This window comes from Acidovorax sp. T1 (assembly GCF_002176815.1).
In the GTDB taxonomy this organism is placed as follows: domain Bacteria; phylum Pseudomonadota; class Gammaproteobacteria; order Burkholderiales; family Burkholderiaceae_C; genus Acidovorax.
Window position 1 is genome coordinate 4,067,463 of sequence record NZ_CP021648.1, and the last position, 12,507, is coordinate 4,079,969.

Sequence of the window (12,507 nt, forward strand, 5' to 3'; positions counted from 1 at the left end):
TTCGCACTGACCCGCCCGGGCCGCATCGGCGGCCCCGGTTTGGCGCCGGTGTCGTGAAAAGTCGCCCATGTCTGCTGTTCTGTCCGCTGGTGATGCCGCCACCCCGGTGGCTGCCACCCCCGCATCGCAAACCTTTGAAATCCGCCCCGTCGCCGATGCGGCCGGCCCGCTGGGGGCCGAGGTGCTGGGGCTCGATCTGGCGCAAGCGCTGACCGCCGATGACTTTGCGCGCCTGCACCAGGCGCACCTGCACCACCATGTGTTGGTGTTTCGCAACCAGCGCATCACGCCGCGCCAGCACATCGACTTCAGCCGCCGCTTTGGGCCGCTGCAGATCCATGTACTGAAGAACTTCCAGCTCGCGGGCCACCCCGAGATCCTGGTGGTCTCCAACATCAAGGAAAACGGCCAGCCCATCGGCCTGGGGGATGCGGGCCATTTCTGGCACTCCGACCTGTCGTACAAGGTCGTGCCCAGCCTGGGTTCGCTGCTGCACGCCCAGGAACTGCCTGCCGTGGGCGGCGACACCTTGTTTGCCGACCAGCACGCGGCCTACGACGCCTTGCCCGAGGCACTGAAGAAAACCATCGCCCCGTTGCAGGCCGAGCACAGCTACCTGGCCCGCTACGACGAGCTGCGCGCAAAGAGCCCCTGGCGCCCCGCGCTGACACAGGCGCAGATCGATGAGGTCAAGCCTGCCGTGCACCCCGTGGTGCGCACCCACCCCGAAACCGCGCGCAAGGCGCTGTTTGTCAGCGAGCACTTCACCACGCGCATCGTGGGCCTGCCCGAAGACGAAAGCCGCGACCTGCTGGCCCAGCTGTTTGCCGCCAGCGTAAAGCCCGCATTCGTCTATCGCCACCGCTGGCAGCCGCATGACCTGGTGTTCTGGGACAACCGCTCGGTGCTGCACCTGGCCACCGGCACCCCCGACACCGAACGCCGCAAGCTCTATCGCACCACCATCGAAGGCGATCTGCCTTTCTGAGGCACTTCATTTTTTATAGCTGCTAGCGCTTATCCCATAAGCGCCATAGGCATTTTTTACTTTTATTCCACCGAAAGCCCTGCCATGACCCACCCCACCCGCCGCCTTTTCACCCGCCGCACCTTGGGCCGCAAGACGGCCGCCGTGCTCACTGCTGCGGGCCTGCTCACGGCGGGCCTGGGCTTGTCGGCCCCGGCGCATGCCGCCGAAGGCCAGTTGCGCATTGCCCAGCAGTTCGGCATCGTCTATCTGCTGCTCAACGTGGCGCAGGAACAAAAGCTGATTGAAAAACACGGCAAGGCAGCCGGGGTGGACATCAAGGTGGACTTCCTCAAGCTGTCGGGCGGCTCGGCGGTGAACGATGCGCTGCTGTCGGGCAACATCGACATTGCCGGCGCCGGCGTGGGCCCTCTGTTCACCCTGTGGGACCGCACCAAGGGCAAGCAGAACGTCAAGGGCGTGGCTTCGCTGGGCAATTTCCCCTATTACCTGGTCAGCAACAACCCGGCCGTGAAGACCATTGCCGACTTCACCGACAAGGACCGCATTGCGCTGCCGGCCGTCGGCGTTTCAGTGCAGTCGCGCGTGCTGCAACTGGCCTCGGCCAAGCTTTGGGGCGAGAAGGAATACAACCGCCTCGACAAGCTGCAGGTGGCCGTGCCGCACCCGGACGCCACCGCCGCCATCATCAAGGGCGGCACCGAGATCAACGCCCATTTCGGCAACCCGCCGTTCCAGGACCAGGCCCTGGCCGGCAACCCGAATGCGCACATCGTGCTCAAGTCCTACGACGTGCTGGGCGGCCCCGCCTCGGCCACGGTGCTCTACGCCACCGAAAAATTCCGCGCCGAGAGCCCCAAGACCTACAAGGCCTTTGTCGATGCGCTCGACGAAGCGGCAAAGTTCGTCACCGCCTATCCTGAAAAGGCGGCTGACATCTACCTCAAGGTGTCGGGCGGCAACACCGACCGCAAACTGTTGCTGGGCATCATCCAGAACCCCGAGGTGCAATTCAAGGTCAGGCCCGAGAACACCCTGGGCCTGGGCCAGTTCCTGCACCGCGTGGGCGCCATCAAGAACCAGCCCACCGCGCTCAAGGACTACTTCTTCGACGACGCCCTGACCGCAGGCGGCAACTGATCGCCCCCATGTCCTGGCCCCACTGGATTCGTCACCGCTCCCGCCAGCAAGGCCTGGTGGGCCTGCCGGCCCGACCCGCGCACACGCCAGCACCCGCACCAGGCGCCACGCCCGCGCTGGAGGCCCCCCTGCTGCAGGTGGACGGCGTCAGCATCGACTACCGCACGCACGAACGCGTGGTGCGCGCCACGCACCGCGTCTCGTTCGACGTGCACGCGGGCGACCGCTTCGTGCTGCTGGGCGCCTCGGGCTGCGGCAAGTCCACGCTGCTCAAGGCGGTGGCCGGGTTCATTGCCCCGAGCGAGGGCGAGATCCGCCTGCAGGGCCGCGCCGTGACCCAGCCCGGACCGGACCGCGTGGTCGTGTTCCAGGAGTTCGACCAGTTGCCGCCCTGGAAGACCGTGCGCGAGAACGTGGCGTTTCCGCTGCTGGCCTCGCGCACCTGCGGGCACGCCGAGGCGGCCGAGCGCGCCGCACTGTATCTGGAGAAAGTGGGGCTGAGCCGGTTTGCCGATGTGCACCCGCACCAGCTCTCGGGGGGCATGAAGCAGCGCGTGGCGATTGCCCGGGCGCTCGCCATGCAGCCGCAGGTGCTGCTGATGGACGAGCCCTTTGCCGCACTCGACGCGCTCACGCGCCGGCGCATGCAGGAAGAACTGCTGGGCCTGTGGGACGAATTCCGCTTCACGCTGATCTTCGTCACGCATTCGATTGAAGAGGCGCTGGTGGTGGGCAACCGCATCGCCATCCTCTCGCCACACCCCGGACGCCTGCGCGCCGAGATCAACAGCCATGCGTTTGGGCTGCACAGCCTGGGCGGCAGCGCCTTCCAGGCCACGGCGCGGCGCATCCACGGTCTGCTGTTTGAAGGGCAGGACACCCCATCCGCCGAACCCGCTGCAACGCCCGTGCCGGGGTCGGTGGAGGCCGACGCGGCCGCCCTGGCCCGTGGGCCACGCAGTGCGGCCGGGCACGGCGCCCTGCCTTTCCGGATTTCCGTATGAGCACCACCTTCCCATCGCCCGCGCCTTCGCTGGCGCTCCAGCCACCGCTCACACCGCCCATACGCCCCGAAATCGAACGCACGCTGGAGCCGCTGGGCAGCATCGCGCCCGAGCAACCCCTGCCGCTCGCGGCCCGCATCTGGCAGCAGGCCTGGGTGCGCAAGTTTGTCATCCTGGCGGTGCTGGCGGCACTTTGGGAAGTAACCGCTCGCTGGCAGGACAACGACCTGTTGCTGCCCACGTTTGTGCAAACGGCCAAGGCGCTTGTCGAAGGACTGGCCACGGGCGAGCTGCTGCAAAAAGCGGCCATCTCGCTGTCGGTGCTACTCAAGGGCTATTTCGCGGGCATCGTGGGCGCCTTCGTGCTGACGACGCTGGCAGTGTCCACGCAGTTCGGGCGCGACCTGCTGTCCACGCTCACGTCCATGCTCAACCCGCTGCCAGCCATTGCGCTGCTGCCGCTAGCGCTGTTGTGGTTCGGGCTGGGGCAAGGCAGCCTGGTGTTCGTGCTGATCCATTCGGTGCTGTGGCCGCTGGCGCTCAACACCTACGCGGGTTTTCAGGCGGTGCCCGAGACGCTGCGCATGGCGGGGCGCAACTACGGCCTCACCGGCATCCGCTATGTGCTGCAGATCCTGGTGCCAGCGGCGCTGCCGTCCATTCTGTCGGGGCTGAAAATCGGCTGGGCCTTTGCCTGGCGCACACTGATCGCGGCCGAACTGGTGTTTGGCGCATCGTCGGGAAAAGGGGGCCTGGGCTGGTACATCTTCCAGAACCGTAATGAGCTCTACACCGACAAGGTGTTTGCCGGCCTGGCACTGGTGATCATCATCGGCCTGCTGGTGGAAAGCCTGGGCTTTCACACGCTGGAGCGCCTCACGATACGGCGCTGGGGCGTGCAGCGCTGAGGCCCGTCAGCCCACGGCCGGACAACGCTGCAGCAGCCACTGGCGCAGCAGCGCAAACACCGGCGCGGCGAGGTCGGGGCTTTCGTTGAACAGCTCGTGGAACAAGGGCTCAAAGCGCTGTGACTGCACCATGCCCCGGGGCGCCGCAGCGGCAAATGCCCGGCTGCCCGCGGGGTTGACCAACTTGTCGGCCCCAGCCCACATCAGCAGGGTGGGCACGCTCCAGTGCGCGGCCCGCGCCACCGTGGCGGGCCCGCCGTCGGCGATGAACCGGGCCAGGCGGCCGCTGATGCGGTCGTGGCACAGCGGATCGGCCAGATAGGCGGCCACCACGGCCGGGTCGTGCGAGAGATATTGCGCATCGAGCCCGTTGCCCACGCGCAGGTTGGGCAGGATGCGCGCCAGCGTAGCCAGCAACAGCTTTTGCACGGCATTGAGCCCAGGGTCCAGCGCGGGCGACGAGAGCACCAGCGCATCCACCGGCCGCAGGTGCATCGACACGAAGCGCGCCGCAACCAGCCCGCCCATGCTGTGGCCCAGCAGCACCAGCGGCTCGCCTGGCGCCATGCGGGCACGGGTGGCGTCCACCATGTCGGCCAGATCCTCCAGCAGGCGCATGTCGCCGGTGAGGCCGCCGCGCGGGCCGCCCGACTCGCCATGGCCATACTGGTCGTAGCCCCGCACGGCAAAGCCCCAGGCATTGAGGCGCTGTGCCACGGCGTCGTAGCGCCCCACATGCTCACCCAGGCCATGCACCAGCAGCACGGTGCCGCGGGTTGCGCCCTCTGTCAGGGGCCAGTCCTGCACCGCCAGGTTTTCACCGTCTGCCGCGGTAAACGTCGTCAAGGTGCTCATGGTGGAAACAAGGGTGTCAGACATGGGTCGGGCAAGGATGGCGTGCAGCCCGGGCGGCCCAGGCAGCACGCGTTGCGGTGGAGGTTCCAGCAGACCGCTGGGGAAACGGGATCGGCCGGGGCCAGCGAAGCACGTACGCGCCCCGACGGGGCTCAGGCAGCAGCAGCCTCTGATGCCGCCTGCTGTGCCATGGCGCCGATCACCTGCGCCACCGAGGCGGTGAGGCGCTTGGCGTAGGGCACATGCAGGAACTCGTTGGGGCCGTGCGCATTGCTCTTGGGGCCGAGCACGCCGCACACCATCATCTGGGCCTTCGGAAAGCCCTCGCTGAGCATGTTCATCAGCGGGATGGTGCCGCCCTGGCCGATGTAGCCGCAGGGCGCGCCGAAATGCGCCTGCGACGCCGCGTTGAGCGCATGCTCGAACCACGGCGTGGTGACCGGGGCGTTCCAGCCCGTGGCGCCGCCGCCGTTTTCAAACGTGACCCGGGCCTGGTAGGGCGCGTTGTCTTCGAGCAGGGCTTTGAGCTGCTGCACGGCCTGGGCGGCATCCACCAGCGGCGGCAGGCGCAGGCTGAGCTTGAAGGCGGTATAGGGGCGCAGCACGTTGCCGGCATCTTGCAGTGCCGGAAAGCCTTCGGCACCGGTCACGCTCAACGTGGGCGCCCAGGTGCGGTTGAGCAGCGCCTTCAACGGGTCGGTGGTGGTGGGCAGCGCAAACTGGGTAGAGCCGCCGCAGTCGTAGTGCGCCCACGGAAAGCGCTTGTACACCTCTTCGCCCAGGATGGCAGCCGTGGCGCGGGCCTGGGCCAGGCGGTCGGCGGGCACCTCGCAGTGAAAGCTGGCGGGCAGCAGGCGGCCGGTGGCGCTGTCTTCAAGGCGGTCGAGCACCTGGCGCATGATGCGAAACGACGAGGGCACCAGGCCCGAGGCATCGCCCGAATGCACGCCCTCGGTCAGGATCTCGACCTTGAGCGTGCCGCTGGCCATGCCGCGCAGGCTGGTGGTGAGCCACAGCTGGTCGTAGTTGCCGGCGCCGCTGTCCAGGCAGATCACCAGCCCCACATCGCCCAGGCGGGCGCGCAGGGTGTCGATGGTGGGCAGCAAATCGCGCGAGCCGCTTTCCTCGCAGGTTTCGATCAGGCCCACGATGCGCGGGTGCGGCACGTTCTGGCGCTTGAGTTCCTGCACGGCGGCAATGCTGGCGTAGACCGCGTAGCCATCGTCGGCACCGCCCCGACCGTAGAGCTTGCCGTCTTCGTATTTAGGTGTCCAGGGGCCCAGGTCGCTGCGCCAGCCGGAGAACTCGGGTTGCTTATCGAGGTGGCCGTACATCAGCACCGTCTGGGTGGCGGCGGCCTCGGTGGCTTCGATCTCGAAGAACAGCACCGGGGTGCGGCCGGGCAGGCGCACGATCTCCAGCCGCAGGCCGGCCACTTTTTGCGCCTCGACCCAGGCGGCGGCGTTGCGCACCACGGTGTCGAGCAGCCCCAACTGCGCCCAGTCGGGGGCAAAGGTGGGCGACTTGGCCGGGATGGCGATGTATTCGGTGAGCTGGCGCAGGATGTCGTGGTCCCACGCCTGGCTGACCCGCTCCAGCGCCAGCGCAGGTTGAAGGACTTGGGAAGGGACACGGGCGTTCATGGGCGGGCTCCAGCGGCAATGCGAAAACTACATTCGACCACAACGCGCCCGCCGGCGCCACGGCTCAATGGAGAGATGCCGGGGCGGTCTTGGGATTGCGGCCCGCGACAGCGCGGTGCAGCAGGCTCGCCACCGTGACGCAGGGCAACCGGTGGGGCTGGCCCGCTGTAGTGATCAGGGGGTCAGGGTCGTGGCGTCAACACCCTGCGCGGGGGGAATCTCCTATACGGCGCCCGGCAGGGCAATGTGCCCGGCCGCGTCCCCGCCCGACAGCTTGAACACCTGCACCGCCCCGGCAAGGCGCGTGGCCTGTTCGCGCAGGCTGTGGGCCGCTGCGGCCGACTCTTCCACCAGCGCGGCGTTCTGCTGTGTCATCTGGTCAAGCTGGTTCACGGCGGTATTCACCTGGCCGATGCCATCGGACTGCTCGCTGGACGCCGCCGTGATCTCGCCAATGATGTCGCCGACGCGTTTGACCGAACCCACGATCTCCTCCATCGTGGTGCCGGCGTTCTGCACCAGGCGTGCGCCCGATTCGACCCGCTCGACCGACGCGCCGATGAGCTGCTTGATCTCGCGGGCGGCCTCGGCGCTTCGCCCGGCGAGCGAACGCACCTCACCGGCCACCACGGCAAAGCCACGGCCCTGCTCGCCGGCCCGGGCCGCTTCCACCGCGGCGTTGAGCGCCAGGATATTGGTCTGGAAGGCAATGGAGTCGATCACGCCGATGATGTCGGCGATCTTGCGCGAGCTCTGGTTGATGTCGCCCATGGTGGTGACGACCTCGCCCACCACCCGGCCACCGCGCGCCGCCACCTCGGCGGCCGAGCTGGCCAGCTGGTTGGCCTGCTGGGCTGCGTCGGCCGACTGGCGCACCGTGGCGGTAAGCTGTTCCATGCTTTGCGCGGTCTGGGCCAGGCTGCTGGCCGTGGCCTCGGTGCGTGCCGACAGATCCTGGTTGCCGCTGGCGATCTCGGCGCTGGCCGTGGTGATGCTGTCCACCGCCGTGCGCACCTGCTGCAGCATCTGCACATAGCGCTGGCGCATGCCCTCCACCTCGTGCACCAGGGCGCCAATCTCGTCGCGCCGCGTGGTGTGGAAGGCCTCGGTCAGGTCGCCCTGGGCCACCAGCGTGATGGCTTTGGTGAGCCCCTGCAGGGGCCGGCTCACGCCGCGGCGCAGCATCATGAACAACCCCACCGCCAGCAGCGCCACCGCCACCGCCATCAGGCACCACACGGCCAGCGTGACGCGGCGTTGCCCGCCCATGGCCTCGGCGTCGGGCACCTCGGCCACCACCCACCAGCCATCGGCCCGCGTCTTGCGCACCAGCGTCCAAGGGTCGGACGACTGCCCGCCCAGCACCGGCGCCGCCTGGCGCACATAGCCGCCGTCGGCCGTGGCCAGCGCATCAAAGAACGCACGGTCCTGGGGATAGGCCTCCAGCACCTTCTTGCCGCGCGCCGTGGGGTGGGCCACAAACACCGCATCGGCCAGCGACTTGCCTGGGTCGATCACATAGGTGCCACCGTTGTCGAAAAAGCGCGTCTGCGCCACCTGTTTTTCCAGCATGGTCTCGAACACGCTCACGTCGTTGGCGATAAACAGCAAGGCAATCACCTTGCCGGTGCTGTCCTTGGACGGAACGTAATAGCCCATGTAGGGCTTGCCGTTGACCACGGTGCGGCCCACATAGGGCTCGCCCGTCTTCACGCGCTGGTAGGCCGCACTGTCGCGCTCAAGCAGCGTGCCTTGCTGGCGCTCGCCCTTGTCGTTCTTGACCGAGGTCGTCACGCGCACGAAGTCGTCACCCTTGCGTGCAAATACGGTCGCAATGCCGCCCGTTTCATTGGCGAACTTGTCCACCGAGCCGTGGTCATCATTGACCAGCGCACCAAAGCTGCGCAACTCGCCCGTGCCTTCGTCGAGCTGCATGTTGGCCTCGAAATAGCGCTGAAAGCCCCGCATGGTGAGCTGCACGAGCTCGCGGTTGGTGGCGTCGGCCGCGTCAATCGATTGCGCCACGCTCTGGGCCGTGTTGCCCACGCTACCGACCACTTCGGCACGGGTGCTGCGCTCGGTAAGAACCGCGATCGCCAGACCCACCAGCACCAGCACCAGCGCCACCAGACCAATGGCCATCAAGGTGACCTGGCGCGCCACAGAACGGTTATTGGCAAGGGATGCTGCCATAAGGGTTGTCTCCGGAAAATGAATGCATGAAGCCGGCTGTGCCGGTCTGCTCCCACTCTAAGACAGGGGCGTAGTTACATTCATTAACGCATTCCCTTACGCAGTGTCGCGTACCGGCGGGTTGGGGCCAGCCCGTTGACGACGCACCATGCAAATTTGAGGAAAAACAGGCTTTTACGCTTATGCAGTAAACGCAAACAGCTCTGTTATTGATAGCAAATCAATTCCCAACCCCGTGGGGCGGCAACCCGGTGCTGGGAATCAGGCGTGCTCGAAATGGAACACCGCAGTGCCCGCCCGCGCGTTCGGGCACCAGCGCACAGCGCGCCCGTCCTGCAGGCCGAACGCGTCGATCACGCGCAAATTGTTCTTAAGCGCCAGCACCTCGAAATCCTTGTAGGTGCCGACACGGATGTTGGGCGTGTCGTACCACTGGTAGGGCAGGCGGCGCGTGACGGGCATGCGCCCGCGCAGCACCGACAGGCGGTTGGGCCAGTGCGCAAAATTGGGGAAAGCCACCACGCCGGTGCGCCCCACGCGGGCGGTTTCGCGCAGCATGACCTCGGCGTTGCGCAGGTGCTGCAGGGTGTCGATCTGCAGCACCACGTCAAACGAGTTGTCGCCAAACATCGCCAGGCCTTCGTCGAGGTTGAGCTGGATCACGTCCACCCCGCGCTGCACGCAGGCCAGCACGTTGGCGTCATCAATCTCGATGCCGTAGCCGCTGCACCCGCGCTCGCGCTGCAGGTAGGACAGCAGGGCGCCGTCGCCACAGCCCAGGTCCAGCACGCGCGAGCCGGGCGGCACCATGCGGGCAATGGCCTGCATCGTGGTTTTCTCGGTCATGCGAACTCCTTTGCAATGCTATCGAAGTAAGAGCGCATGACGCTCATGTAGCGGGCGTCATCGAGCAAAAAGGCATCATGCCCGTGGGGGGCGTCGATTTCGGCATAACTGACGTGGCGGCGGTTGTCGAGCAGGGCCTTGACGATCTCGCGGCTGCGCCGGGGAGAAAAACGCCAGTCGGTGGTGAAGCTGATGAGCAGGAATTTCGCCGTGGCACGCGCCAGGGCCTGGGTCAGGTCGCCACCATGGCCGCGCGCCGGGTCAAAGTAATCGAGCGCGCGCGTGATCAGCAGGTAGGTGTTGGCGTCGAAATACTCGCTGAACTTGTCGCCCTGGTAGCGCAGGTAGCTCTCGATCTGGAACTCGATGTCCTGGGTGGAGTATTTGAGGTCCAGCCCCTCACGCAGCTGGCGACCGAACTTTTCGTTCATCACGTCGTCGCTCAGGTACGTGATGTGGCCGATCATGCGGGCGATGCGCAGGCCGCGCTGGGGGATTACGCCATGCCGGTAAAAGTGGCCGCCGTGGAAATCGGGGTCGGTCACGATGGCGCGGCGTGCCACCTCGTTGAAGGCAATGTTCTCGGCCGTAAGGTTGGGCGCGCTGGCCACCACCACGGCGTGGCGCACGCGCTCGGGGTATTGCAGTGTCCAACTCAGGGCCTGCATGCCGCCCAGGCTGCCGCCCAGCACGGCCGCCAGTTGGGTGACGCCCAGGCGGTCGAGCAGCCGGGCCTGCGCGTTGACCCAGTCTTCCACCGTCACCACGGGAAAATCGGCGCCGTACACCTCTCCCGTGTCGGGGTGCAGGTGCATGGGGCCGGTGGAACCAAAGCACGAGCCCAGGTTGTTCACGCCGATCACGAAGAATTTGTCGGTATCCACCGGCTTGCCCGGGCCGATCATGTTGTCCCACCAGCCCGCGCTCTTGTCCTGGCCTTCGTACACCCCGGCCACATGGTGCGAGGCATTGAGGGCATGGCAGACCAGCACGGCGTTGGAGGCATCGGCGTTGAGCGTGCCGTAGGTCTCGAAGGCCAGGTGGTAATCGCGCAGCGATGCGCCGCTTTGCAGCGGCAGCAGCTGCGGAAAATGCATGGTCTGGGGTGTGGCAATGAACGACATAAAAAAAACCGGCATCGCTAAAAACGAGGCCGGGGATAGGTCGGACGGGTCTTTAGCAGAATTTATTAAGCGCCCGCAAGCTGTGGCAAATCGGCGCGTGGGGCAAATATACCAAAAGGGCCGCCCAACGGCGGCCCTGGTCGATCAGGTTGGCGCAAAAATGGCCACCAGCCCGAGGACCACGAAAATCACCGCCGACACAATGTGCACGATGCGAATGGGCACCAGGCGCGTGATGCGGTCGCCCAGCCAGACCACGGGTGCGTTGGCCAGCATCATGCCCAGCGTGGTCCCGGCCACCACCCACAGGTAGGCGTTGTATTGCGCCGCCAGCATGACGGTGGCGATCTGCGTCTTGTCGCCCATCTCGGCCAGGAAAAAAGCCACCAGGGTGGTGCCAAACACCCCCCAGCGCGGCGTGCCGTCGGCATCCCCCTCATCGAGCTTGTCCGGAATCAGCATCCAGACCGCCATGGCGATGAACGAAGCGCCCAGTATCCAGCGCAACACCTGCGGCCCCACCACCGTGGTCACCCAGGCGCCCACGGCACCCGCCAGCCCATGGTTGGCCAGCGTGGCGACCAGAATGCCCAGCACGATGGGCCAGGGCTTGCGAAAGCGCGCGGCCAGCACGAGGGCCAGCAACTGGGTCTTGTCGCCCATCTCGGCCAAGGCGACGATGGCGGTAGAAACAAAAAAGGCTTCCATGAGGAGGGGGATCCAATCCGGCCGGATGGGTGGTGAACGCATTGACTGCACCCCGACTCCGGCCAATGGATCGGCATGCAGTCAATGGTCTCGCCCAGCTCAATGCAAGCCGCATGCGCCATAGGTTGTGAGAACCCAAGTGTGTTGACGCCTGCCCCCGGCGCGGTGTGCTGCCAGGCGGGCTACTCCCCAAAGACCGCCGTATTCTAGTGCAGTGCGCCGCCCTGTCCACTGCGGCAACAGCCGCCGCCGCCAAGGTTTCCTACCCGAAAAATTTTTCCTTAGAAATAAATATTCACGCGGCGCATAAAAGTGATTAATAATGGCTTCGCTTTTCTGCAATGCAGGAAAGCAGTTAAGTTAGCGGTGATTGGTCAGTTTCGCGTCTTTGAAGTCGTCACAGGTTTGTTGATTGCGTAGGACTCCCATCGCGTTTTCATGTTTTTTCAGGAGTCCTTCATGGGCAACAAACTTTACGTGGGCAACCTGCCCTACTCTTTCCGCGACGAAGACCTGCAGCAGACCTTCAGCCAGTACGGCACGGTCGGCAGCGCCAAGGTCATGATGGAGCGCGATACCGGCCGCTCCAAGGGTTTCGGCTTTGTCGAAATGGGCAGCGATGCTGAAGCCCAAGCCGCCATCCAAGGCGTGCATGGCACCAATTTTGGCGGCCGTGACCTCGTGGTCAACGAAGCCCGTCCCATGGAGCCACGCGCTCCCCGTAGCGGCGGCTTCGGCGGCGGTAACGGTGGTGGCGGCTACGGTGGTGGTGGCGGTGGCTACGGTGGTGGCCGCAGCGGCGGCGGTGGTGGTGGTGGTTACGGCGGTGGCCGCAGCAGCTACTAAGACCGTTTCAGCAGGTGCTTGCACCTGCTACCGGAAAAACAAGGAGCCTCAGGGCTCCTTTTTTCATGCCTGCAGCATTGCGGCAACAACCGCGCAAAGCACTTGCCTTTTCCCAAAAACTATGCGACATATCGTGACTGCGGGGGTTTTCTCGCCTAAAAAGGTTTGCGGTGATCCGTCGGTTTCGCGCATAGGGCGTCATTGAGATTAGCTGGCTGCGTTTTCTGGACTCCATCGCTTTATTCATGTGTT

General features: G+C 65.8%; 11 protein-coding genes and 1 riboswitch. Of the genes, 5 read left to right on the forward strand and 6 right to left on the reverse strand.

What is annotated here, in order from left to right:
- The first annotated feature begins 67 nt into the window (after positions 1-67).
- The 4 genes from CCX87_RS18860 (at position 68) to CCX87_RS18875 (ending at position 4,040) form a co-directional block, all read left to right on the forward strand.
- Positions 68-988, forward strand: coding sequence for a TauD/TfdA dioxygenase family protein (locus tag CCX87_RS18860; protein ID WP_087748065.1), 921 nt, complete (start codon positions 68-70; stop codon positions 986-988).
- Positions 989-1,072: 84 nt separating this feature from the next.
- A complete protein-coding gene (locus tag CCX87_RS18865) occupies positions 1,073-2,128 on the forward strand; it encodes an ABC transporter substrate-binding protein (protein WP_198314737.1) in 1,056 nt (351 codons plus the stop codon).
- An 8-nt stretch (positions 2,129-2,136) separates the two neighbouring features.
- Positions 2,137-3,132: an ABC transporter ATP-binding protein gene (locus CCX87_RS18870; RefSeq protein ID WP_087748066.1), complete on the forward strand. Its 996-nt coding sequence runs from the start codon at positions 2,137-2,139 to the stop codon at positions 3,130-3,132.
- A complete protein-coding gene (locus tag CCX87_RS18875; protein ID WP_087748067.1) occupies positions 3,129-4,040 on the forward strand; it encodes an ABC transporter permease in 912 nt (303 codons plus the stop codon). Before CCX87_RS18870 ends, CCX87_RS18875 begins: the two co-directional genes overlap by 4 nt.
- Positions 4,041-4,046: 6 nt before the next feature.
- On the opposite strand, the gene CCX87_RS18880 is transcribed toward CCX87_RS18875, so the two are convergent.
- The 6 genes from CCX87_RS18880 to CCX87_RS18905 form a co-directional block, all read right to left on the reverse strand.
- Entirely contained in the window at positions 4,047-4,895 is an 849-nt protein-coding gene (locus tag CCX87_RS18880; RefSeq protein WP_442857477.1) for an alpha/beta hydrolase, read from the reverse strand.
- Between the two features lie 152 nt (positions 4,896-5,047).
- A complete protein-coding gene (locus CCX87_RS18885) occupies positions 5,048-6,538 on the reverse strand; it encodes a M20 family metallopeptidase (protein ID WP_087748069.1) in 1,491 nt (496 codons plus the stop codon).
- A gap of 222 nt (positions 6,539-6,760) precedes the next feature.
- Complete coding sequence (locus CCX87_RS18890) at positions 6,761-8,731, reverse strand: methyl-accepting chemotaxis protein (RefSeq protein ID WP_087748070.1); 1,971 nt, start codon at positions 8,729-8,731, stop codon at positions 6,761-6,763.
- Positions 8,732-8,992: 261 nt separating this feature from the next.
- A complete protein-coding gene (gene metW, locus CCX87_RS18895) occupies positions 8,993-9,577 on the reverse strand; it encodes a methionine biosynthesis protein MetW (protein WP_087748071.1) in 585 nt (194 codons plus the stop codon).
- Positions 9,574-10,701 carry a homoserine O-succinyltransferase MetX gene (metX, locus tag CCX87_RS18900; RefSeq protein WP_087748508.1) on the reverse strand — a complete coding sequence of 376 codons (1,128 nt, stop codon included), beginning with the start codon at positions 10,699-10,701 and terminating at the stop codon, positions 9,574-9,576. The genes metW and metX overlap by 4 nt, the downstream gene beginning before the upstream one ends.
- A gap of 144 nt (positions 10,702-10,845) precedes the next feature.
- Positions 10,846-11,409 (reverse strand): TMEM165/GDT1 family protein, encoded by a 564-nt coding sequence (locus CCX87_RS18905; protein WP_087748072.1) that lies wholly within the window; start codon positions 11,407-11,409, stop codon positions 10,846-10,848.
- A gap of 14 nt (positions 11,410-11,423) precedes the next feature.
- Positions 11,424-11,612: riboswitch (yybP-ykoY riboswitch) on the reverse strand.
- Between the two features lie 256 nt (positions 11,613-11,868).
- On the opposite strand from CCX87_RS18905, the gene CCX87_RS18910 reads away from it, so the two are divergent.
- Positions 11,869-12,255 (forward strand): RNA recognition motif domain-containing protein, encoded by a 387-nt coding sequence (locus CCX87_RS18910; protein ID WP_087748509.1) that lies wholly within the window; start codon positions 11,869-11,871, stop codon positions 12,253-12,255.
- Positions 12,256-12,507: the final 252 nt, after the last annotated feature.

What these genes read in the sequence shown, in the direction of transcription:
- CCX87_RS18880 (WP_442857477.1), bottom strand. Translation starts at nt 4,895, where the DNA reads ATGAGCACCTTGACGACGTTTACCGCGGCAGACGGTGAAAACCTGGCG.
- CCX87_RS18885 (WP_087748069.1), bottom strand. Translation starts at nt 6,538, where the DNA reads ATGAACGCCCGTGTCCCTTCCCAAGTCCTTCAACCTGCGCTGGCGCTG.
- CCX87_RS18860 (WP_087748065.1), top strand. Translation starts at nt 68, where the DNA reads ATGTCTGCTGTTCTGTCCGCTGGTGATGCCGCCACCCCGGTGGCTGCC.
- metW (WP_087748071.1), bottom strand. Translation starts at nt 9,577, where the DNA reads ATGACCGAGAAAACCACGATGCAGGCCATTGCCCGCATGGTGCCGCCC.
- CCX87_RS18865 (WP_198314737.1), top strand. Translation starts at nt 1,073, where the DNA reads ATGACCCACCCCACCCGCCGCCTTTTCACCCGCCGCACCTTGGGCCGC.
- metX (WP_087748508.1), bottom strand. Translation starts at nt 10,701, where the DNA reads ATGTCGTTCATTGCCACACCCCAGACCATGCATTTTCCGCAGCTGCTG.
- CCX87_RS18875 (WP_087748067.1), top strand. Translation starts at nt 3,129, where the DNA reads ATGAGCACCACCTTCCCATCGCCCGCGCCTTCGCTGGCGCTCCAGCCA.
- CCX87_RS18870 (WP_087748066.1), top strand. Translation starts at nt 2,137, where the DNA reads ATGTCCTGGCCCCACTGGATTCGTCACCGCTCCCGCCAGCAAGGCCTG.
- CCX87_RS18905 (WP_087748072.1), bottom strand. Translation starts at nt 11,409, where the DNA reads ATGGAAGCCTTTTTTGTTTCTACCGCCATCGTCGCCTTGGCCGAGATG.
- CCX87_RS18890 (WP_087748070.1), bottom strand. Translation starts at nt 8,731, where the DNA reads ATGGCAGCATCCCTTGCCAATAACCGTTCTGTGGCGCGCCAGGTCACC.
- CCX87_RS18910 (WP_087748509.1), top strand. Translation starts at nt 11,869, where the DNA reads ATGGGCAACAAACTTTACGTGGGCAACCTGCCCTACTCTTTCCGCGAC.